The organism is Solihabitans fulvus, from assembly GCF_008386585.1.
Lineage (GTDB): Bacteria > Actinomycetota > Actinomycetes > Mycobacteriales > Pseudonocardiaceae > Solihabitans > Solihabitans fulvus.
In genome coordinates, this window is sequence record NZ_VUOB01000030.1 from 24,706 (window position 1) to 46,176 (window position 21,471).

21 protein-coding genes are annotated in these 21,471 nt (G+C 71.4%); 11 read left to right on the plus strand and 10 right to left on the minus strand.

Going from position 1 to position 21,471, the window contains the following annotated elements; genetic code table 11:
* The first annotated feature begins 11 nt into the window (after positions 1–11).
* A complete protein-coding gene (locus F0L68_RS18165) occupies positions 12–809 on the plus strand; it encodes an SGNH/GDSL hydrolase family protein (RefSeq protein ID WP_149850788.1) in 798 nt (265 codons plus the stop codon).
* A 46-nt stretch (positions 810–855) separates the two neighbouring features.
* Positions 856–1,377 (plus strand): YdcF family protein, encoded by a 522-nt coding sequence (locus F0L68_RS18170; protein ID WP_240542985.1) that lies wholly within the window; start codon positions 856–858, stop codon positions 1,375–1,377.
* A gap of 15 nt (positions 1,378–1,392) precedes the next feature.
* Here the strand turns inward: F0L68_RS18170 and F0L68_RS18175 are convergent, their stop codons facing one another.
* From F0L68_RS18175 to F0L68_RS43565, 3 genes are all read right to left on the minus strand, one after another.
* Complete coding sequence (locus F0L68_RS18175; protein ID WP_149850790.1) at positions 1,393–2,232, minus strand: MBL fold metallo-hydrolase; 840 nt, start codon at positions 2,230–2,232, stop codon at positions 1,393–1,395.
* A gap of 142 nt (positions 2,233–2,374) precedes the next feature.
* Positions 2,375–3,457, minus strand: a complete 1,083-nt coding sequence (locus F0L68_RS18180; RefSeq protein ID WP_188316649.1) for a L,D-transpeptidase — start codon at positions 3,455–3,457, stop codon at positions 2,375–2,377.
* Positions 3,457–3,771, minus strand: a complete 315-nt coding sequence (locus tag F0L68_RS43565; protein ID WP_223198910.1) for a sigma-70 family RNA polymerase sigma factor — start codon at positions 3,769–3,771, stop codon at positions 3,457–3,459. Before F0L68_RS43565 ends, F0L68_RS18180 begins: the two co-directional genes overlap by 1 nt.
* Before the next feature lie 404 nt (positions 3,772–4,175).
* Here F0L68_RS43565 and F0L68_RS18195 point away from each other — a divergent pair, with 404 nt between their 5' ends.
* The 3 genes from F0L68_RS18195 (at position 4,176) to F0L68_RS18205 (ending at position 6,573) form a co-directional block, all read left to right on the plus strand.
* The gene (locus tag F0L68_RS18195) at positions 4,176–4,976 is read left to right on the plus strand and encodes a HipA family kinase (protein ID WP_223198899.1); all 801 of its coding nucleotides are present in this window, start codon (positions 4,176–4,178) and stop codon (positions 4,974–4,976) included.
* On the plus strand, positions 4,960–5,364 hold the full coding sequence (locus tag F0L68_RS18200) for a DUF3037 domain-containing protein (RefSeq protein WP_223198900.1): 405 nt from the start codon (positions 4,960–4,962) through the stop codon (positions 5,362–5,364). Before F0L68_RS18195 ends, F0L68_RS18200 begins: the two co-directional genes overlap by 17 nt.
* Positions 5,365–5,553: 189 nt before the next feature.
* On the plus strand, positions 5,554–6,573 hold the full coding sequence (locus F0L68_RS18205) for an LCP family protein (protein ID WP_149850794.1): 1,020 nt from the start codon (positions 5,554–5,556) through the stop codon (positions 6,571–6,573).
* A gap of 142 nt (positions 6,574–6,715) precedes the next feature.
* Here F0L68_RS18205 and F0L68_RS44565 read toward each other — a convergent pair whose 3' ends face one another.
* Positions 6,716–6,838: a hypothetical protein gene (locus tag F0L68_RS44565; RefSeq protein ID WP_276313862.1), complete on the minus strand. Its 123-nt coding sequence runs from the start codon at positions 6,836–6,838 to the stop codon at positions 6,716–6,718.
* Positions 6,839–7,075: 237 nt separating this feature from the next.
* On the opposite strand from F0L68_RS44565, the gene F0L68_RS18210 reads away from it, so the two are divergent.
* On the plus strand, positions 7,076–7,855 hold the full coding sequence (locus tag F0L68_RS18210; protein WP_149850795.1) for a 3-hydroxybutyrate dehydrogenase: 780 nt from the start codon (positions 7,076–7,078) through the stop codon (positions 7,853–7,855).
* A gap of 58 nt (positions 7,856–7,913) precedes the next feature.
* Positions 7,914–9,290, plus strand: coding sequence for an MFS transporter (locus F0L68_RS18215; RefSeq protein WP_149850796.1), 1,377 nt, complete (start codon positions 7,914–7,916; stop codon positions 9,288–9,290).
* A gap of 89 nt (positions 9,291–9,379) precedes the next feature.
* On the opposite strand, the gene F0L68_RS18220 is transcribed toward F0L68_RS18215, so the two are convergent.
* Positions 9,380–10,207 (minus strand): alpha/beta fold hydrolase, encoded by an 828-nt coding sequence (locus F0L68_RS18220; protein ID WP_149850797.1) that lies wholly within the window; start codon positions 10,205–10,207, stop codon positions 9,380–9,382.
* Between the two features lie 167 nt (positions 10,208–10,374).
* Between F0L68_RS18220 and F0L68_RS18225 the strand changes: the two genes are divergently transcribed.
* On the plus strand, positions 10,375–10,950 hold the full coding sequence (locus F0L68_RS18225; RefSeq protein ID WP_149850798.1) for a TetR/AcrR family transcriptional regulator: 576 nt from the start codon (positions 10,375–10,377) through the stop codon (positions 10,948–10,950).
* 83 nt (positions 10,951–11,033) lie between these two features.
* Here the strand turns inward: F0L68_RS18225 and F0L68_RS18230 are convergent, their stop codons facing one another.
* Complete coding sequence (locus tag F0L68_RS18230) at positions 11,034–11,750, minus strand: hypothetical protein (protein ID WP_149850799.1); 717 nt, start codon at positions 11,748–11,750, stop codon at positions 11,034–11,036.
* Between the two features lie 117 nt (positions 11,751–11,867).
* Here F0L68_RS18230 and F0L68_RS18235 point away from each other — a divergent pair, with 117 nt between their 5' ends.
* The 3 genes from F0L68_RS18235 to F0L68_RS18240 all read left to right on the plus strand — a co-directional run bounded on the left by F0L68_RS18235 (position 11,868) and on the right by F0L68_RS18240 (position 14,593).
* Positions 11,868–13,781 carry a helix-turn-helix domain-containing protein gene (locus F0L68_RS18235; protein WP_149850800.1) on the plus strand — a complete coding sequence of 638 codons (1,914 nt, stop codon included), beginning with the start codon at positions 11,868–11,870 and terminating at the stop codon, positions 13,779–13,781.
* 277 nt (positions 13,782–14,058) lie between these two features.
* Positions 14,059–14,235, plus strand: coding sequence for a hypothetical protein (locus tag F0L68_RS42430; RefSeq protein WP_188316651.1), 177 nt, complete (start codon positions 14,059–14,061; stop codon positions 14,233–14,235).
* An 82-nt stretch (positions 14,236–14,317) separates the two neighbouring features.
* Positions 14,318–14,593: a hypothetical protein gene (locus tag F0L68_RS18240; protein ID WP_149850801.1), complete on the plus strand. Its 276-nt coding sequence runs from the start codon at positions 14,318–14,320 to the stop codon at positions 14,591–14,593.
* Between the two features lie 41 nt (positions 14,594–14,634).
* Here F0L68_RS18240 and F0L68_RS18245 read toward each other — a convergent pair whose 3' ends face one another.
* The 4 genes from F0L68_RS18245 to F0L68_RS18260 all read right to left on the minus strand — a co-directional run bounded on the left by F0L68_RS18245 (position 14,635) and on the right by F0L68_RS18260 (position 21,176).
* Positions 14,635–15,321, minus strand: coding sequence for a class I SAM-dependent methyltransferase (locus F0L68_RS18245; protein ID WP_149850802.1), 687 nt, complete (start codon positions 15,319–15,321; stop codon positions 14,635–14,637).
* A 272-nt stretch (positions 15,322–15,593) separates the two neighbouring features.
* Positions 15,594–18,104, minus strand: coding sequence for a bifunctional YncE family protein/alkaline phosphatase family protein (locus tag F0L68_RS18250; RefSeq protein WP_223198901.1), 2,511 nt, complete (start codon positions 18,102–18,104; stop codon positions 15,594–15,596).
* Positions 18,105–18,236: 132 nt separating this feature from the next.
* Positions 18,237–19,298 carry an NAD(P)-binding domain-containing protein gene (locus tag F0L68_RS18255; protein WP_149850803.1) on the minus strand — a complete coding sequence of 354 codons (1,062 nt, stop codon included), beginning with the start codon at positions 19,296–19,298 and terminating at the stop codon, positions 18,237–18,239.
* A gap of 174 nt (positions 19,299–19,472) precedes the next feature.
* Positions 19,473–21,176 carry an alkaline phosphatase family protein gene (locus tag F0L68_RS18260; RefSeq protein WP_223198902.1) on the minus strand — a complete coding sequence of 568 codons (1,704 nt, stop codon included), beginning with the start codon at positions 21,174–21,176 and terminating at the stop codon, positions 19,473–19,475.
* Between the last annotated feature and the right edge of the window lie 295 nt (positions 21,177–21,471).

A 21,471-nucleotide genomic window follows, 5' to 3' on the forward strand; every position in this document is an offset into this window, starting at 1 on the left:
CGGAGGTTGCCATGCCGTTCTGCCGTGCCGTTGTCGGTGTGCTCGCCGTGTTGGCCGTCCAGTTCGCCTGCGCGGTCGCGCCGGCTTCGGCGGCGCCGATCGCGCCGGAGTACGTCGCGCTCGGCGACTCCTACGCCGCGGGGCTCGGGGCCGGCGCCTACGATCCGGCCAGCGGGTCCTGCAAGCGCAGCGCGACGGCCCACCCGCAGCTGTGGGCCAGGGCGCACGGGATTCCCTCGTTCCGGTTCGCGGCCTGCACCGGGGCGTCCACAATGGACGTCGTGGCCGATCAGGTCGGCCAGCTGAGCCTGGAGACCGGGCTGGTCACGATCACCGTCGGCGGCACGGACGCCGGCTTCTCCGACGTGCTGGTCACCTGCACGCTCGGCGGCGACCAGCAGTGCGCCGACCGGGCGGCGACGGCGGTCTCGTTCGTCCGCACCGAGTTGCCCGGTCGGTTCGACCGGACCTACGCCGCCATCCGGGCGCGCGCGCCGCAGGCGAAGGTCGTGGTGCTCGGCTATCCACGGCTGTTCTCCTTCACGCCGTGCCTGCTCGGCCTGAGCCAGGCCAAGCGGAAGGTGCTCAACGACGGCGCGAACGTGCTGGCCGAGGTGACCTCGGACCGGGCGCGGGCCGCCGGGTTCACCTTCGTCGACGTGCGCGACGCCTTCGCCGGTCATGGCGTGTGTGCGCCGAATCCCTGGCTGCACGGCCTGTCCGTGCCGGTGAACGAGAGCTACCACCCCACCGCGAGCGGCCAGGTCGACGGCTACCTGCCGCTGCTGACGGCGGCGGCCTGGCCGTGAGCCGGGCCTGACGGGACACCCTGCCGGGCGGACGCGGCCGGACGCGGTGATCGTGCTCGGATCCGGGTTGATCGGGGATCGGGTGCCGCCGCTGCTGGCGAGTCGGCTCGACCGCGCGGTGCAGTGTGAGCGGCGCGCCGCCGCCGAGGGGCGCGATCTCGTCCTCGTCGTGTCCGGCGGGCAGGGCGCCGACGAGGACACCTCCGAGGCGGCGGCGATGCGCGCCTACCTGCTGGACAGGGGCGTGCCGGCGGAGCGGATCCTCTTGGAGGACAAGGCAACCACGACGGAGCAGAACCTCCGCTACGGCATGGACGTGCTGACCGGGCACGGTGTCGCCGGCCGCGTCCTCGCGGTCACCAACAACTACCACGTCTTCCGCACCGCCGTGCTGTCCCGGCGGCTTGGCCTGCGGCTCAACGTGATCGGCGCGCGCACCGCAGCCTACTTCGTGCCGAGCGCGTTCCTGCGCGAGTTCGTCGCGCTGCTCGCCCAGTACTGGCGCACCAACCTGGCCGTGTGCGTCCTCGTGGCGGCCGGCCCGCTGCTGCTCGCCGCCGCTTCCTGAGCGCGCACGCCCGGGCTAACGTGCGGTGGTGGCGGCCGTGTAGCGCTGGAACTCCCACGGGTCGTGTGCGGAGAACACCTCGACCTCGTCGCCGTGCCGAGCGACCAGCTCGCGCAGCCGCGCGTGGTTGGCCTGCCGCAGCGGGCGCTGCACCTCGGTCAGTTCCTCCAGGGCCTCCAGCCCGGTGATGGACCACCGGTCGACCGGGCCGAGCTGGCCGTGGTGGTAGTAGGCGTCCCCGGCGTGCAGCAGCCAGCGGTCGGTGTCGCGGACCGCGACGGCGCTGTGTCCGCTGGTGTGGCCGCCGAGCGGGACGAGCAGGATTTCTGGTGGCAGGCCGTCGAGTTCGATCGCGTCGAAGCCGAACCACGAGTCGTCCCTGCGGGTTTCGTAGGTCACCCAGTGCGGCCGGTGCGCCCACTGCGCCGGCCGGTACCGCGTGCGGTCCTCGGGGTGCGCGCCGGGGGCGGCCATCGCCGCCCGGTACTCCGCCGCGTGCACGTGCACGCGGGCGTTGGGGAAGTCCGGCAGGCCGCCGATGTGGTCGAGGTCGAGATGCGTGACCACGATGTCCGTGACGTCGTCGGGGGAGTGGCCGAGCGCGGCGATCTGGTGCGCCGCCGTCTCCTCGGCCGTCAGCACCGGTTGCGCGCGGCCGAGGAACGTCTCGCCGAGTGTCTCGTGTGGACGGTCGACGTCGTTGCGGCCAAGGCCGGTGTCGACCAGCACCAGGCCGCCGTCGGTCTCCAGGAGCAGGCAGTGGCAGACGGCGCGGGCGGGGGCCAGCGCGACGGGCGCGCCCTCGTCGGGTGCGACGTGCCGCAGCGAGCCGCAGTTGAGGTGGTGGATTCGCATATCTGGAAAACTAGACCGACCGGTCTATAGAGTCAACTGGACCGGTCGACATATTTTCGCGGAAGGCCGACGGCCCGAAACGTTCGCGGGCCGTCGGCGTCGCGCCAGGCGGATCAGCGGAGGCTGATCAGCGCAGGGCTGATCAGCGCAGGGCGGACCTGGCCTGCCAGGACGGCCAGTCGAAGGCCCAGTCGCAGCGCGCGTCGTCCTTGGCGGACAGCGCCACGCCGGACCCGGTCACCTCAACCGGATCGCCCACCTGCGCCTCGTCGAAGTACTGCTTCGCGTCGTCCGGCGACAGGGCGATCGCGCCGTGCGTGACGTTGCGCCTGCCCAGCTCCGCGGTGATCGCCGCGTTGCCGTACACCAGTCCGCCGTCGTCCGACATCCGGACGGCCCACGGCACCGACACGTTCCGGTAGCCGTACTTCGGGTCCGACAGCACCGCCGTGGCCTGCTTCTCCGTGACCACGAGCACGCCGCTCCTGGTCATCTGGCCGGGCTCGCCGTCGACGCCGAAGCTCGCCGGGAAGTCGTAGACCTGACGGCCGTCCCTGATCACCTCGAACCGGTGGGTCGACGCGTCGGCCCGCACGCTCGCCGCGCGGCCGATCGTGAACGTCGACGTGAGGTCGAGCGCCCCGAGCGCGCCGCCGCCAAGAGGCACGCGGTACAGCCGAGCCGTCACCGTCACCGTCATCCCCGGCTGCCAGTATTCGCGGGGCCGCCAGTGCACCTCGCGGTCGTCGAGCCAGGCCCACCCGCCCTCGGTTGGCGTGGACGTCCGCACGCTCAGTGCGCGTTCGGCCGCGGCCCGGTCCAGCACCGGCGCGCTGAAGCGCACGGCGATCGGCATCGCGACCCCGTAGGTGGCGCTGTCGACCACGTTGAACGAGGCGGTCACCGGGCCTGCGGCCGTCCGCACGGCGGGGGAGGAGGCGGCTGACGGGGTCGGCGGTGGCGTGCCCGTGGTGCCGAGGACGGCCGGAGTCGTCCGCGCGGCGTCGCGGCCCGGCAGGATCGATAGCTCGACCACCAGCACGGCCACGGTGCCGGCCGCCGCCAGCCCGATCACCCTGGCCTTGGGCCACCGGGCGGACCGCGCGTTCGGCGCGGCGTCCAGCAGCGTGCGCAGCGCGTCCGGCGACGGGGTCACGTCGTCGACGAGTCCGGTGAGCGCCTGCCGCAGCGCCCGCACGTCCCGCGTCTCGTCGGCTCGGTTCATCACTGGCTCGCCTTTCGAAGCAGCTGCGCAAGGGCGGCGACGCCCCGCGAACAGTTGGACTTGACGGCTCCGACGCTGATCTCCATGACCTCGGCGGTCTGCTCCTGGCTGAGGTCGGCGTAGTAGCGGAGCACCACGGCCTCGCGCTGCCGCAGCGGCAGGCCGGCCAACGCCTCGGCCAACATCTCGCGGTCGTCGGCGAACCCCGTGCGATCCGCCTCGACGGTCGGCGCGACCAGGCGGTGCTGGTGCTTCATCGCGACCACCCTGCGCCTGCCGACGGAACGCGCCTGGTTGACCACGGCCCTGCGCAAGGTATGCGAGGGTTGCGTCGGGCGAGCGGAGCCTCGACCTGGCGCCGAACACCGAGAGGAACGCGCTCTGCACGATGTCCTCGGCCGTCGTGCGGTCCCGGACGCACAGCACGGCCAGCCGCAGCAGTCCCTGGTAGTGCGCCAGGTACAGCTCGGTCAGGTACTCCTCGTCTTCCGTCGAGTCGTCCTCAGTCGAGCGCGCCTCGTCTCTTCGTCGTGCCCCGGGTTTCACCCGGCCAGCATCAAGGACCCCGCTTGTCACCGTCACACCACCCCGACGCGGAGCTGCCGCCCGGCGTTGCTTTCGCCGCCGCACCCGGTGCGCGGCCGGAGTCGGCGGGCGGCGAGAATGGCCGGGTGGAATCCAATGGCGGGTCGGTGAGCGCGCGGGCGATGATGCGCGCGTGCGATCCAGCGAGGCAGACGTGCTGAGAACAGTCACCGCCACCCGTTACGTCACACCACTTCGCGAGGGCGGCTCGCTGCCCGGCCTGGTGGAGGCCGACGACCTCGGCATGTACGTGCTGAAGTTCCACGGCGCGGGGCAGGGGCGCAAGGCCCTGGTCGCGGAGGTCGTCGTCGGCGAGCTGGCCAGGCGGCTCGGCTTCCGGGTGCCCGAGCTGGTGCTCGTCGAGGTCGACCCCGAGATGGGCAAGGCAGAGCCGGACGAGGAGGTCCAGGACCTGCTGTACCGCAGCGCCGGCCGCAACCTCGGGCTCGACTACCTGCCCGGTTCGCTCGGGTTCGACCCGCTGGCGCTGGACCCCGGCCCCGACCTGGCCGCGCGGCTGATGTGGCTGGACGCGTTGACGCTCAACGTCGACCGGAGCTGGCGCAACCCGAACCTGTTGGTGTGGCACGGGGATGTCTGGCTCATCGACCACGGCGCCGCGCTGTACTTCCACCACTCGTGGGGCGGCGGGCCCGCCAAGGCCGCGACGCACGGCTACGACGCGAGCGACCACGTGATGCTGCCGTTCGCCGGCGAGTTCGAGTCGGTGGACCGGGAGCTGACCGCGCTGGTCGGCCCGGACCTGCTGGCCGAGGTGCTCTGCCTGGTGCCGGACGAATGGCTCGCCGACGAGCCCGGCTTCGCCACGCCGGACGACGTGCGCGCGGCCTATGCCGAGTACTTCACCGCGCGGCTGGCCGCGCCGAGGCCGTGGGTTCGAGCGCTGGAGGAGACCCGTGCCGCACGTGTTTGAGTACGCCGTGCTGCGGGTGATCCCGAGGATCGAACGCGGCGAGTGCGTGAACGTCGGGGTGCTCGTCTACAGCGCGCCGCTGAACTTCCTGAAGGCCGCCGTGCACCTCGACGAGGCGCGGTTGCGCGCGCTCGACCCGACCGTCGACCTCGCCGCGGTCGAGGCCCAGCTGAGTTCGCTGCGCGCCGTCTGCGCGGGCGGCCCGGCGGCCGGCGCCGCGGGGACGACCACGATCGGGCGGCGTTTCCGCTGGTTGACCGCGCCGCGCAGCACCATCATCCAGGCGGCCCCCGCGCACACCGGCCTCACCGACGATCCCGAGCGCGAGCTGGCGCACCTGCTGCGCGTCCTGGTGCTGCCGCCCGGCGAGGTCGCCCGTCGGCCGTGAACCACCGGCCGGCCGGTGTCGTTCCGCCGTCGTCCGGTCGCCCTGCGTAAGGTGGTGTCCGGAAACTGGCCGATGGCCGGGCAACCCCACCCCGGCGCGGGACGTCCTGGGTGCAGAGGGTTGTTCGGCGTTGTTCGACGGACGAGTCCGCTGTGGACGGAGACGCCACGCGGGTGATCGGGGGTCGGAATGAATCGGAGCGTTGCCCCGGGGGCTGGCTACCAGCCGGGACCGGCGGGCGCTCGGCCTGCGCCGAGGCGCAGGAAAAGGCGGACCGGCAAGATCATCCTGGCCGTGCTCGTGGTGCTGCTGTTGCTGGTGGTCGGCGGCTGGATCTACCTGGACGCCAACCTCAAGCGCGTGTCGGCGCTCAACGACTATCCGGGTCGGCCTGCCGAGACGCCGGGCACGACCTGGCTGATGGTCGGCTCGGACGCGCGGGACGACCTGACCGAGGAGCAGAAGAAGCAACTGTCCACAGGGGACGCAGCCGGTGCCCGCACCGACACGATCATGTTGCTGCACATCCCTTCCGGGTCGGGCAAGGCCGAGCTGATCAGCGTGCCGCGCGACTCCTACGTGGCGATTCCCGGCAACGGCAAGAACAAGGTCAACGCGGCCTTCGCGTTCGGCGGTCCCACCCTGCTCGTGCAGACCGTCGAGCAGGCGACCGGCCTGCGGGTCGACCACTACGCGGAGATCGGCTTCGGCGGCTTCGCCGGGGTGGTCGACGCGATCGGCGGCGTGAACATGTGCCTCGACCAGCCGATGCAGGACGACAAGGCCGGGATTGACCTCAAGGCGGGCTGCCAGGACCTCGACGGCGCGCAGGCACTGGGCTTCGTGCGGTCGCGGAACTTCGCCAGGTCGGACTTCCAGCGGGTGGAGAACCAGCGGAAGTTCCTGTCGGCGCTGATGGACAAGGCCACCAGCTTCAGCGTGCTGGCCAACCCGTTCCGGGCGATCCCGCTGGTGTTCAAGGGAACCGGCACGATCACGGTCGCGGACGGTGACCACCTGCACAACCTGGCCGGCCTGGCGTTCGCGCTCGGCGGCGGGGTGGCGACGGCGACGGTGCCGGTCGGCGGCACGCCGACGCTGAACGTCGGTTCGGTGGTGGTGTGGGACGACGCCAAGGCGAAGCGGATGTTCGACGCCATTCGCCAGGACCAACCGATTCCGGCCGAGCTGCTCCAGCAGGGCGGCTGATCCGACTGGGCTATTCCAGCAGGGTGGCTCCGGCAGGGCGGCTGTTCCAGCAGGGCGGCTGATCCGCTGATCCGGCTGGTCGCCGGCCCGCCGCACGAAAGGTCCACAGTGGACTGATCGCGCGAAGGGCCGGCCCGCGCGGTCAGTCGCCGGCCGGGGCGCTCTCGTCGTCGGTCGACTCAGCTGCCGCGTCCGTGTCGTGGTTCAGCAGCAGGTCGGCCTCGAGCTCGCGCAGCAGGTCGTCGTAAATCGGTGTCGGTGTCACGTGTTTCCCCCATGTGGTGATGCGGGTCGTGTGGTTCGCTGCCGAGTACCCCCGTGCCGGGCAACCGAGCCAGCTTACAGCGAGCCACCCGAATGGCTTACTGGATTCGATCAACGGCCCGAAATGTCACTGAGAGTTGCCCGTGCGTGACATGTGGATGATCACCGCAGCTGGTCGGAAGACTATGTGTCGCAGCCACATGGGCCTGGCGCGCCGCCGCTCCTAGCGTGTGCGGCCATGGAAAGTGTTGTCCCTCACAGCGGTCCGGAGGACGTCGGTCTCGCCGGCAGAACCGCGCTGGTCACCGGCGCTGCCAGCGGCATCGGGCGAGCGTGCGCGATCGCGCTTGCCGACGCCGGCGCGAAGGTGCACGTCGTCGATCGGGACGCGGCCGGGGCCGTCGAGGTGGCGAAGCTGGTCGGCGGCACGCCGCACGTCGTCGACCTCGCCGACGCCGACCTCGTCGACTCGCTGCCGCGCGACGTCGACGTGCTGGTCAACAACGCGGGACTCCAGCACGTCGCGCCGATCGACGAGTTCCCGCCGGAGCGCTTCGCGCTGATCCAGCAGGTCATGGTCACCGCGCCGTTTCTGCTGATGCGGCACTGCCTGCCGCACATGTACGCCGCCGGCTGGGGTCGGCTGGTCAACATCTCCAGCGTGCACGGCCTGCGCGCCAGCCCGTACAAGGCCGCCTACGTCGCCGCCAAGCACGCGCTGGAGGGCCTCAGCAAGGTCGCCGCCATCGAGGGCGCGCCGCACGGCGTGACCAGCAACTGCGTCTGCCCTGGCTACGTGCGAACCCCGTTGGTCGAGGCCCAGGTCGCCGACCAGGCCGAGGCGCACGGCATCGGCCTCGCCCAGGTCGTCGACGAGGTCTTTCTGCGCCGCACGGCCATAAAACGGCTCATCGAGCCCGACGAGGTCGCCGCCACGGTCCGCTGGCTCTGCGGCGACCACTCCGGCTACGTCACCGGGGCCTCGCTCCCGATCGACGGCGGCTGGACCGCGCAGTGACCCAGCACCTCCCGAACGTTCGGCCCAACCCGTTAATCCCAGCGAAGTGGTGACTGTCATGTCGAAGGACAACAACACGGCCAGGTCGGAGAACCCCGCCAGAGGCAACGGATCGGGCCCGCCTGGCCGGACGATCCTGCGGGTGGTCGGCGCGAGCCTGATCGGCACGACCATCGAGTGGTACGACTTCTTCCTGTACACCTCGGCGGCGGCCCTGGTGTTCAACAAGCTGTTCTTTCCCAACGCCGATCCGCTCACCGGCACGCTGCTGTCCTTCGCCACCTACGCGATCGGCTTCCTGGCCCGGCCGCTCGGCGGGTTGGTGTTCGGCCACTTCGGCGACCGCGTCGGCCGCAAGAAGCTGCTGGTGTTCAGCCTGCTGCTGATGGGCGGCTCGACGTTCGCGATGGGCCTGCTGCCCACCTACGCCACCGCGGGTGTCGCGGCGCCGTTGCTGCTCACGGCCCTGCGACTGGTGCAGGGCTTCGCGCTCGGCGGCGAGTGGGGCGGCGCGGTGCTGATCGTCTCCGAACACGGTGACCCGGCGCGGCGCGGATTCTGGGCGTCCTGGCCGCAGTGCGGCGCGCCGGGCGGGAACCTGCTGGCCACGGCGGTGCTCGCGGTGCTGTCCGGAGTGCAGTCCGACGCGACCTTCTTCTCCTGGGGCTGGCGGATTCCGTTCCTGCTGTCCGGCCTGCTGGTCGCCGTCGGGCTGTGGATCCGGCTGGCCGTCTCGGAGTCGCCGGTGTTCCTCGCGGCGGCGCGCGGTGCGGAGCGCTCCGGGGAACGCGCGCCGATCGTCCGCGTGCTGCGCGACCACTGGCGCGAGGTGCTGGTCGCGATGGGCGCGCGGATGGCGGAGAACGTCTCCTACTACGTGATCACCGCGTTCATCCTGGTGTACCTCACCGGCCCGCTGCACCTGGCCAAGTCCGTTGGCCTGCAAGCGGTGCTGATCGGCTCGGCGGTGCACTTCGTGACGATCCCGTTGTGGGGCGCGCTGTCCGACCGGCTGGGCAGGCGCGTGGTCTACCTGTTCGGCGCGGTCGGCGTCGGCGTCTGGGGCTTCGTGTTCTTCCAGCTGCTGAACACGAAGTCCTACTGGCTGATCGTGCTCGCGGCGACCGTCGGTCTGGTGCTGCACGGCGCGATGTACGGGCCGCAGGCGGCGTTCTTCTCCGAGCTGTTCGGCACCAGGGTGCGGTACTCCGGGGCGTCCATCGGCTACCAGCTCGCGTCGATCCTGGCTGGCGGGCTCGCGCCGCTCATCGCCACCGCGCTGCTCAAGGCGTACGGCGGCACCCTGCCGGTTTCCCTGTACGTGGCCGGCATGTGCGTGCTGACGGTGGTCGCCGTGTCGCTGTCGCGGGAGACCAGGGGCACCTCGCTGACCGAGACGCGGGTTCCGGCACCGGCGCAGCCGACCACGGTCTGACCGGCCGCGACACGCGCATCGCCTCGCCGATGACGAACGCATCGGCGAGGCGATGACCCCCAGTAATCTCGGTGGCACTCAGGACATCGTCAGTTCGCGGCCCAGTGGTCGCGCAGCAGGGCGGCAAGCTCGCCGCCGTGCTCCTCGGGGAAGAACAGCTTCCCTCCCTCGATCTCGATGACCTTCGTGACGCCGGGAATCGTGTCGCGCAACCAGTAGGCCCAGTCCAGCGCGAAGAAATCGTCGGCGGTGCCCCACACGACGAGCGTCGGCACGGCCAGTTCGCGCAGCGCGGGCTCGGCGGCGAGCAGGTCCTCGGCCGTTACCGAGATGAGGAACCGCTCGAAGTGCCGGGCCCGCTCCGGCGTGCCGAGCACCGGTTCGAGGTAGCCGGTGATCGTCTCGTCGCTGACCAGCTCGGGGTGTTCGTAGGTGTTGGCGAAGATGGTCGCCCGTGCGGCCGCCGGCTTGACCAGCGTGGACGCGCGGGCCGAGATGTCGCCTCGCTGCGCGGCGGCGAGGGTCGGCTTGAACTCCTCCGGCGGCAGGTTGTCGTGGGTGTCGCAGTTGGTCAGCGCGAAGGTGCGCAGCCGCTCGGGGTGTCGTGCGGCGAAGACCTGCGCGACGGCGCCGCCGGTGTCGTTGGCGACCAGATCGATGTCGTGCAGGTCGAGAGCGGCGCAGAAGTCCTCGATCGCCTCGGCGAGCGCGGGCAGCGAGTAGTCCTCGCGCGGCGGGGAACCGCCGTGCAGGGGCAGGTCGAGCGCGATGCTGTGGCCGTCCAGCTCGGCGATGACGTTGCGCCACAACCCGCCGTTGACGCCGACGCCGTGCACGAACAGGGCGGTGCGGCCGGTCTCGGTGCCCGCCGAGGTGTAGGCGATCTCGCCGGACCTGGTGGTGACCGTGTGCCGCATACAGGCTCCCTCGAATACATACCGACTGACGGTCTACAATCTGTGCGGACCCTATAATGTGTACCGACAGTCGGTATGTCAACACCTCGCTCACCCGACCGACGTGAACACCGACAGTCGGTATGTCATCCGACTCGCATCGCCCCACCTCGCCTAGATTGCTGCCCATGAACAAGAAGGCCGAGCGCGGCCGGCTCACCCGCGACCAGCTCGTGGCGACCGCCACCGAGCTGTTCGCCGAGCGCGGTTACGAGGACACCTCCATCGAGGCCGTCCTGCACGAGGCCAACGTGAGCCGAGGCGCGCTCTACCACCACTTCGCCGGCAAGGAGGGCCTGTTCGAGGCGGTCCTCGAGGCGGTCGAGACGCGGGTGGACAGCCAGCTCGTCGCCGCCGTCGCCGGCCAATCCGACCCCGTCGAGGCGCTGCGCGGCGGCTGCCTCGCCTGGATCGGGTTCGTCGGCGACCATGTGGTCCGCCAGATCGTGCTCATCGACGCGCCGGCCGTGCTGGGCTGGGAGCGCTGGCGCGAGGTCGACCAGCAGCACGGGCTCGGCATGATCAGGGCGGCCCTGCGGGCCACCCGGCGGCTGCCGGCCGAACTCGTCGACCCCTTCGCGCACATGCTGCTCGCCTCGCTCGGCGAGATCGCGCTGCTCATCGCGAGGTCCCCGGACCCCGACGCGGCGCTCGACAACGGCGTGGCCGCCATCGAGGAACTGCTGCGCCGCGTGCTGCGCTGAGGCGCAGAGCCCCTGCTGCGCGCGCTGAGGTTCAGCTCCTGCGGTGACTCGGCTCCTGCGGTGACTCGGCTCCCTCCGGCGATTCAGCCCTTGCGGCGCGTCACCAGGAGCCTGGTGGTCAGGACGAGGACCACGCAGCAGAAGACCAGCGCGGCGTTGCTGCCGAGCAGACTGGCGCGATCGCCCGCGTACCACTTCGGGTCGAGCAGGCCGGCGACCGCGATGGCGGCGAACAGGACGGCGATGGCCACCAGGGACAGCGTCGAGGACCCGCGCAGCCGCCGAGGCGTCAGCCGGTCGAGCACCGTTCCGCCATAGCCGAGGAAGGACGTCGCGGCCGGCGAACGCGTGCCGGGCCTTCGGGTCGCGGCAGCGGCCCTGCGCCGTCGTCGCAGCGACCACCAGCGCAGGGCGAGGACAACGACCAGCGCGAGCACGACCACGCCGTCGCCGGCGATGTCGAGCTGGAGCGACCGGTGCCCGGTCGCGAAGTTGACGATCCCGCTGAGTGCGGCGCAGCCGACCAGATAGGGCAGCATCGCCAGTCCCCAGGGCAGCTGGAAGAGCCTGCGACCGCCGGTCGGCGCCTGAGGCGGCCGGGGCGGCTGGGTGACGCCGTACGGATACGGCGCGGGCTGGACGGGTGCGGGGTTGCCGACATGGAAGTGCACGCCGCCGTTGATCGTCCCCGCCTGCACGGTGGGACCGTTGACCGTGCCGGACACGTCGTTGTGCACGCCGCCGGCCGGTCCACGCCGACCGGCCGCGCGCTGCGGACTCGGTGAGTCAGGCTGTCCCACTGGCTGCCCCCTGCGGCCTTGGTGAGCAGTGATCATAACGACGCGGGGGGCGCGTGCTGCCAGGTTCGCTGCTGGTTTCCGCTGCTGGTTCCCTGGGCGTGATGACAGCATGACCGAATGGACCAGGCGACCGGCGCGCTCCGTCAACTGCTCGAACTGCTGGCGCGCGACGCGGCGGGCGACCAGCTCGCGGAGGTGGCCTCGGCGGCCGGCGCAGCGGGAGCGGACGCGCGGGACCTCGCCGAGATCGACGCGGCGACCGCGCTCGCGCTGCGCATCAGGAGAACGCTGACCGCGCACCGGCGCAGGGAGGCCGAGCTGACCGCGCTGTTCGACACCGCGGGCGACCTGGCCGGCCTGCGTGACCCGGACGCGGTGCTGCGCTCGATCGTGCACCGGGCCAGGATGCTGCTCGGCGTCGCGGTGGCCTACCTGAGCCTCAACGACGAGACCGAGGGCGACACGTACATGCGGGTCACCGACGGCTCGACCTCCGCGCTGTTCCAGCAGCTGCGGCTGGGCATGGGCGAGGGGCTCGGCGGGCTCGTCGCGCAGACCGCGCGGCCCTACTCCAGCGCGGACTACCTGACCGACCCGAGGTTCCGGCACACCGGGCCCATCGACACGGCCGTCCTCGACGAGGGCCTGGTCGGCATTCTCGGCGTCCCGCTCACGCTCGGGAACCGGGTGATCGGCGTGCTCTACGCGGCGGACCGCTCGCCCCGCGAGTTCTCGCCGGACGAGGTGGCGCTGCTGGCGTCGCTCGCCGACCACGCGGCCATCGCCATCGACACCGCGCACCTGCTCGAGGAGACCCGCCGCGCGCTGCTGGAACGCAACGCGGCCACCGAGACGATCCGCGCGCACAACGACGCCATGCGCCGCGCCGAGGAGGCGCACGACCGGCTCACCGACCTGGTGCTGCGCGGCGGCGACGTGCCCGAGGTGGCCGCCGCCGTCGCCCAGGTGCTCGGCGGCGGGATCCTGGTGCACGACAACGAGGGCGCCGAGCTGGCCAGCAGCGGGTGCGAGTCGGTGGTTCCGCCGGCGGAGGCGGTGGCCGCGTCGCGGGCGACCGGCCGGGCGGTCTCCTCCAGCGGGCACTGGGTGTGCGCGGTGCTGGCGGGCCCCGAGCTGCTCGGCAGCATCGTGCTGGTCGCCCGGCCCGAGCTGGCCGACGCCGACCGCAGGCTGTTCGAGCGGGCGAGCGTGGTGACCGCGCTGCTGCTGCTGTTACGCAGGTCGGTCGCCGAGGCCGAGAACAAGGTGCGCGGCGAGCTCGTCACCGACCTGCTGGCCGCCCCGGACCGCGACCTTGCCGGGCTGGTGGTGCGGGGCAGGCGGCTCGGCGTCGACCTGGCTGCCGCGCACGCGGTGCTGGTCGCCGACGGCGACGGCGCGCCGAGGGACCGGGTCGCCGCGGTCGCCGCGCGGCACGCCTCGGCGGTCGGCGGGCTCTCCGGCGGGCACCGCGAGCACGTCGTTCTGCTGGTGCCCGGCGCGGACGCTGGCGCGGCGGCCAGGGAGGCCGCGCGGGTGCTCCGCGACGGCGTTGGCAGGCCCGTGACGGTCGGCGCGGCCGGGCCGGCGGCCGGGCCGACCGGGCTCGCCGCCGCGCACGGCGAGGCGCTGCGCTGCCTGCGCGCGCTGCGGGAGCTGGACCGGCGCGGCTCCGCCGGCACGCTCGCCGACCTCGGCTTCGTCGGCGTGCTGCTCGGCGACCGGGCGGACCTGGCGGGCTACGTCGGCGCGACGCTCGGGCCGGTGCTCGACTACGACCGGCGGCGGGGCACCGAGCTGGTCGCCACGCTCGCCGCGTACTTCGAGTGCGGCACGAACCTGAGCCGTACCAAGGACATCCTGCACGTGCACGTGAACACCGTGGTGCAGCGCCTCGACCGGATCGGCACGCTGCTCGGGCCAGGTTGGGCGGACCCGGGCCGCGCGCTGGAGATCCAGCTCGCGCTGCGGTTGCACCGCGTCGCCGATCCGGCCGGCGTCGCGGGGCAGGAGCACCGGGACGGCCCGTGACGGCGTGGCGCCGGAGCTCGGATCAGGAGCGCCAAGTCGTTGCTGATCAAGGGAAGTAGCCGTAGTTGATCGCGGATGGCACCCCGACGTGTGATTTTGTCGTCGGCCGGGTCGGTTGGGCCACGTGACGGAGGCGGTTACCGCTCCGCCTTACCCCGGATGGGTGATATGGTCCCGCTGCCCGGAGGCGGTCGCGTCGGCCGGGACGGTGTCGGCACGCGGTTCGACGCCGGGCAGTCGGCTCGACGGGGGACCTGTGTACCACTGGGATGACGAGGTGACTGGGGCTGACCTGCCCGTCCTCGGTGACCCGGCGCAGGTCGGTTGCGCACGCCTGGCCAGCATGTCATCCGGCCGAGTGAAGCGCGCGGTGCCGCCGTTGACGGCCAAGCCGTTCAGCTCGACCCTGCGTCCGCTCAGCGCGCGCTCGACGGCGCGGCCGAGCCGGCGCTGAGCATCACTCTGTGTGGCCTGGGTCACAAAGTTCGCCCTGGTAGGGGATGGACTGGTCTGGCAACGCAGGTGACGCTTTCCGCGTGACGCCGCAGCCAAGCATCGTCGCTCCCGACGCGGAGCTTGCCTTCTACCAACGCATACGGCACCTGGCGCAACGAGCGGAACGCACGGCACACGATCGCTTCAACATCGTGGGCCCGCCGCCCTCCCAGGAGCACCTGGACATCCTCGCGGAGATGAGGACCCTGACCGAGGGCCATCTCGCCGCGATGGAGAGAATTCCGGGCCACCAACCGAGCCAGCCGCGCGACGCGTTGCCCCAGCCGCGCCGCGACGCCGACTGTCGATCGAGATGAGCCCGCCGGACACTCGGTGACCGGCCGGTCCCGCCCAGCCCTCAGTTGGTGTTGAAGAAGATCATCGGATTGTCGCTGCCGGTGTGAATCGGGGTGACAAGGCCGAGAGACTCCTTGTGCCGAGCCAGTTCCCGGTTGACGTCGGGGGACCTCGGCGCCGACGCGGTGAAGTAGCCGATGCCTCGGTCGCGCAGCCATCGGGTCACCACCGCGCCCTCGTGGAACGGCAGCGCGATGGCGTGGTGGAACACGTCGTGCACGCTCACCGGCGTGCCCGGCGCGAGCGTCGGCATGATCGCGGACAGGTACCAGCGCGCGAAGCCCGCGGTGTGCGCCGCGTCCATGAACAGGTAGTCGATGTCGGGCGGCAGCCTCGCGCCATCGCGCACGTCGCCGTGCACGAACGTCCACCGCCCCTCGGCGAGCTCGGCCGGCACGTTGTGCCGCGCGTGGTCCACCAGGTCGTAGGAGTGGAGCTGCCCGACACCGTTGTCCCGCAACGCGCGCAGGATCCACGTCGTCGACCACCCGTGCAGCGCGCCGATCTCGACGACGGTCCCTGGCCGGTACTCCCGCAGCAGCAGGTAGGTGACCTCCGCCTCGATGTCGTCGAGCTGCGCGCGCATGCCCTGGTCGTGCAGCGCGAGCTGTTCCGCTCTGACCTGGAGCAGGTCGGTGCGGTACTTGTCGTACAACTCACGAATGAACTCCGTGGTGAGGTCCTGCACGTGAACTCCCCTTGCGCGGCGACGAACCGTGCGCCGGTGCGCGGCGGACGGCGGTCGCGGAACGTTGGTGTCGGCCGTTTTTCTCGACACCGTGCGGGAATCACGTTATTGATCACGCCGCGCGGGCACGTCCCGCTGCGGAGCCATTGTCGGTGCGGTACCCGGGTAGCCGTCGGGGCATACCGAGGTACCGCGACGGTGGCCGGGGGATACCCCGGTAGCACGAGTGCCCCGCGCCGGGCAGGCGCGGGGCACTCGGTTCGCCGGCAGGCTCAGTCGTCGTCCTTGGGCTGCTGCGCGGTCTGGCCTGGGTCACCGGCGTTTCCCGAGGAGCGCAGGGAATGCCGCGCGGCCGGCATCGGCGAGTCAGCGCCGCGGACGCTCGCCCAGATCGCCCGGTTGAACGTCTGCTCGTCGATCGCGTCCTCGACGGTGAGGTTCTGCGCCGCCGACAGCGCGGCCAGCGGCGAGGCCGCCGTGTTCCGCTCGTTCAACGGGGTCGACGGCGTCCGCGCCGTGTACGGCCTGGTGTCCGGCCGCCAGGTGAACGGCCGGGCCAACGGCGCGGCGTAGGCGTCGAACTGCGTCATCGGCCCGATCCCGACCAGCAGCTCGATCGTGCGCAGCATCGAGGCCGTGCTGTAGAAGGTCGAGTCGACCCGCCCGGTGCGGGTGTACGGGCTGATCACCTCGGCGAGCGTGCGGTGCGCGTCGACGTGGTCCGCGCCGTTCTGCGCGTCGTCCTCGGTGACGAAGATGGCCGTGCTCGACCAGAACGCCGAGTGCGAGACGGCGTCGACCAGCCGGCCGAGTGCCAGGTCGTTGTCCGCGACGTACGCCGTCGGCGTCGGCGCGCCCTTGTACGTGCCGGCCGTGTGGTCGTTGGGCAGCCGCAGGAACTCCACCGAGGGCAAGTTCCCGTTGTCCTGGTAGCCCTGGAACTCCTTCAGCCACTCGTCGATCCTCGGCGTGCCGCAGCTCGCCACCGCGGTGAACGTACCGGCGCTGTCCGGGCAGTTCAGGTCGAAGCCCCGGTAAGCGTGGTCGGTGTTCGCGTCGAGCAGCGGATCCGCCGCCGTGTAACCGTTCGCGCCGCCGTTGACGTAGAAACCGTAGTTGCGGAAGGAGATGCCCGCGCCTGCGAGGCGGTCCCAGATGTAGGCGTTGGCCGGGTCGCGGTTCGGTGCGATGGCCGGTTCGCCGCTCTCCGAGGGGTACGGGTGGTTGCGGCCGGAGTAGTTGGCCGGCCAACCCTGTTCGGCGTACGGGTTGGAGTTGGCCGCCACCGACCAGTTCCAGCCCTGCGCGCTGACCTCGGCGTCGGCGTAGAAGTTGTCCAGCGTCACGTACTGCCGCGCCAGCGCCCGCGCGTTGGGCGCCGACTCGTCGCCGAACAGGTTCAGCGCAGGGCTGCCGTCGCCCCTGCCGAGGGAACCGAACTCCTGGTCGTAGGTGCGGTTCTCCTTGACCACGTAGATGACGTGCCTGATCGGGCTGGACTGGCCGGGATGCTGGGGTACCACCGCGGACGCGTCCTGCGCCGCGTGCCGCTCGCCGTGCTCGTCGAAGCCGTCGTTGTCGCGGACCTGGTCGGTCCAGTCCCTCAGCCGCGCCCGGTCGTCGGGACGCGGGATCACCGACAGCGTGCCGACCATCATCGAACCGACGTACTGGCTCGGCGAGGTCGGTGCAGGACTCTCCGGGTTCGGGTGGCCGGGGCCGTCGTTGGGGCCGGCGCCGAGGCCCTTGGCGTTGGTGACGAACAACAACGCGCCGACCGGGACGACGGCGGTCGGGTACCAGGCGGTCGGCACCAGGCCGCGCACGGACCCGGAGTCGATGTCGACGACGGCGATGTCGTTGTTGCCGGAGTTCGCCACGTACAGGGTGCGCTGGTCGGTCGACAGCGCCACCGCGTCCGGGTTGCTGCCGACGGGCGCACCACGGTATGGCGCAAGGGAAATCGTGCGCACCACCCGGCCTGCCGCAGTGTCCAGCACGCTGACCTCGTCGCTGTCGCCGTTCGCGACGTAGAGGCGCCTGCCCGCGCCGTCCAGCACCGCCCTGTTGGGATGGGTGCCGACGGTGACCTGCCCGACGGGCCTGAGCGAGCCGCCGCCGATGTCCAGCACGCTCACCGTGTTCGAGCCCTGCTCGGTCACCCACGCCCTCGTGCCGTCGGGGCTCGGCACCACCGAGTAGGGCGCGTGCCCAACGCCGGTGGTCTGCTGCTGGCCGCTGCGCAGGTCGATCGACGTCACGGCGTCCGCGAGCCGGTCGGCGACCAGCAGCCGCCCGCCGTCCGGAGTCAGCGCGATGCCCGCAGGGTAGGGGTTGAGCGCCTTGCCGGACTCCGACCTGGTCGGCAGCGGGATGGGCGCCGTCTCGGTGAGTCCAGCGTCGCCGACCGCGTAGGTGCGGATCTTGTTGTTGCCGCCGGCACTCGCGTACAGCGTCCGGCCGTCGCGGCTGAACGCGAGGCCGACGAACAGGGCCTGCGGGCTGGCGTACTGGATGGTCTGGACTACCGCGCCGGAGCCGGTGTCCACCAGTTGCAGCGCCTGCGTGCCCTGGCCGTCGTTGGTGACGGCCAGCCAGCGGCCGTCCGGCGAGGCGACCGCGTTCAGCGGCAGGTCGCTCAGGTTGGTCTGGTGGCCGGCCGGGGTCACCCGGAAGCCGATCGGGGTGATCGCGCCGTCGTCGGGCAGCGGCCCTGCCTCGGTTCTCTGCCCCGCCGACGCCATTCCCGCTGTGCCGAGCGCGAGCGTCAGCACCGTTGTCATCAGAACACGTCGGCTGCGAAACCGGATCCTCACGAGGTTCCTCCTCGGCTTGGGCACGTCGTGTCAGCACAGCATCACCGCCCAAGGTGAATCCCCGATGTCCGCCAGACGAGCACTGTCCGGCGCGTTCGCTCAGCCGACCGGCGCCACCGCAAGCAACTCGCGGATCTCGCGCACCGCGGCCCTGCCGGCGCGGCTCGCGCCGATCGTGCTGGCCGACGGCCCGTACCCGACCAGGTGCAGCCTCGGCTCGTTCGCCGCGCGGGTGCCGATGACGCGGATTCCGCCGCCGGGCTCGCGCAGGCCGAGCGGGGCCAGATGGTCGACGGCGGCCCGGAACCCCGTGCACCACAGGATCACGTCGGCGGAGACCGTTCGGCCGTCGTCCCACGCGACGCCGTCGGGGGTGATGCGGTCGAACATCGGCAGCCGCGCCAACACGCCGCGCGCCATCGCGTCCCGCACCTCGGGGGTCAGCTGAAGTCCGGTCACGCTGACCACGCTCGCCGGCGGCTTGCCCTCCCGAACCCGCCGCTCCACCATCGCGACGGCGGCGCGGCCGATCTCGTGGCTGAACGGGCCTTCGCGGAACACCGGCGGCCTGCGGGTGACCCAGGTCGTGTCGGCCACCTCGGCGATCTCGGTGAGCAGCTGCACGGCGGACGTGCCGCCGCCGACCACCACGACCCGTCGCCCGGCGAACTCCTCGGGCCCCCGGTAGTCGGCGGTGTGCAGCTGCCGGCCGCGAAATCCGGCCATGCCTGGGTAGTAGGGCCAGAACGGGCGCGTCCACGTGCCGGTCGCGTTGACGACCGCCCTGGCGGACCACGTGCCGGCCGAACTCTCCACGACGAGCCTGCCGTCGCCGCCGTCGCGAACCGCCGTGACGGCGGCCGGCCGGTGCACCGGCAGCTCGAACTCCCGTTCGTAGGCGGCGAAGTAGGCGCTCACCACGTCGGAAGCCGACCTGGACACGTCGGTGACGCCGAGCGGCCGGCCGGGCAGCTCGTTGAGGCCGTGCACCTTGCTCAGCGTCAGCGAGGGCCAGCGGTGCCGCCACGCCCCGCCGGGGCCGTCGTCGCCGTCCAGCACGACATAGCCGGACCCGGCCGCGAAGCCCGCGCGGCGCAGGAAGTACGCGCTGGACAGGCCGGCCTGGCCCGCCCCGATGACCACGACGTCGGTGCTGTCCACACCGAATGGAACCACGGTGTCCGGTTCGGGCTTCCGCTGGGTGACGACCGTCTCCTACCGGTCATCACCACGCCGGTGCAGGGCGCAGGTCGTGTCGCAGTGCGCATGATGAAACCCCGCCCCGGTCGGTGACCGGGACGGGGTTTCGGGGGTGTTGACCTAGGTGTTGACCGACTAGCCGCGCGAGGCCGCGCGGCGGCGGGCGACGAACACCGCGCCGCCGCCGAGCACGACGAGCGCGCCGGCGACGAGCGCGACGACCTGCACGTTGGCGCCGGTGTTGGCGAGCTGGTCACCGTTGCCGCTGGCGGTCGCCGTCCCGGTGGTCGACGGGGTCGCGCCGCTCGACGGGGTCGCGCTGGAGGACGGGGTGGTCGGCGTGGGCTGGCCGGTCACCTTGTCCAGGATCAGCGTCGCGTTGTTCGGGTGCTCGAAGTCGAACATGTTGTCCAACTTGCCTGCGAGCTCGTCGAACGAGTGGTCGCCGATGTCGCCGGTCTTCCAGTTGTCCTCGATGAAGCGCAGCGTCGAGGTCTGGTCGGTGACGGTGTGGTCGACGAAGTTGCTCTTCGCGTAGGGCGAGATCACCAGCAGCGGCAGGCGCGGGCCGTAGCCGCACCGGTCCAGGTAGCCGCCGGCCTCCTTGCCGTCGCCGCAGACACCCGGCGCGGTGAGGGCGTCCTCGTTCTTGTCGTGCGAGGAGTTCTTGATCGGTCCGGGCACGTGGTCGTACCAGCCGTCGGAGTCGTCGTACTCGATGACGACCGCGGTCGAGGCCCAGTCCTTGGACTTCTGGAGCTTGTTGATCGTGTCGACGACGAACTGCTGCTCGTCCAGCGGGTCCGAGTAGCCGGCGTGGCCGTCCTGGTACTTGGCGGCCTTCAGGTAGCTCACCGCGGGCAGGTTGTCGTTCTGGAGCGCGGTGTCGAAGTCGCTGATGTCGTACTGGTGGTTGGCCTGGTCGTCGTGACCGATGGCCGAGGCCGAGGACGGCGCCACGTGGTGCTGGTTGGACGTCGACTTGTAGTACTCGAACGGCTGGTGGTGCGGGCTGTAGTCGCTGACGTTGGCGCCCAACAGGTTCTTGTGGGCGCTGCCGCAGACCGCGGTGCCGTCGGCCTTGGTGCTGGTCGGCTTGAAGCCGCCCTGGAAGAAGCCCCAGCTGACCTTCTTCTCCGACAGCAGGTCACCGATGTTCTTACCCTGCATGGCCAGCAGGCTGCCGGCCTTGGTGGGGTTGGAGCAGTCGTCGAAGGCCGGGTCCGGGTCGTCGATGACGGTGCCGACGCCCTTGGCGTCAGGGGAGACCACGACGCCCGCCGGGTCGGACGGCTTGCCGGTCTTGTCCTGCGCGACCGCGCCGTGCGTCTGGCCCGAGATCAGGTTGATCGCGCCGGGGGTGGACGGCCCGAAGGTCGTGCCGAAGCTGTTGTCGCTCATGGCGAACCGCTGGGCGTAGTTCCACATGCCCGTGGTGGTGTTGCCGTCGTAGTAGTCCATCACCAGGCCGTTGCGGCCGTACAGCCCGCCGGTGCAGGTGGGGACGTCGGTGTGCTCGACGAACTGGTCCATCTTGCCGCCGTTGAACGCCTTCTGCTCATCGCCGTACTCGTGGTCCTGGTCGCACGTGAACGCCTTGTCCGGGCCGAGCCGCTGGGGCTGCACGGAGTTCGGGTTGTGCGTCAACAGGTCCTGGGTCAGGCCGTTGACCTTCGGCGTGTCCGCCTTGGCGTTGAAGGTCTGCCCGTCGGTGTTGGCGGCCTTCGGGTAGGTGCCGAAGTAGTGGTCGAAGGAGACGTTCTCCTGGAAGATCACCACCAGGTGCTGGATCGGCGTCGCGGTGGCCGCGGCGGCGGGACCCGCCGTGCCGATGGCCATAAGGCCGACCAACCCGGTTGCGGCAAGGGCAGCGGCCCCCCGACGGGCCGGCCGCAGCCACGCCCGTCCGCCACTGTGTGAGCCTGTGCGCACAGCTGTCCTCCTGGACATCAAAACGACTGGTAGGGCGATCGCCACGGGCGGAGCGCCGGGGCAACACTGTGCCGGCTTGAGGGCAAGCGGACAACCCTTTGGTGTACAACGGGTGAACTCCGCGCCAATGGAATATGGCGCGACTGCCGATCTGTCTGATCCGCGACGAGACGTCCGATTTGTCTCGCTGAAACGTGATGAT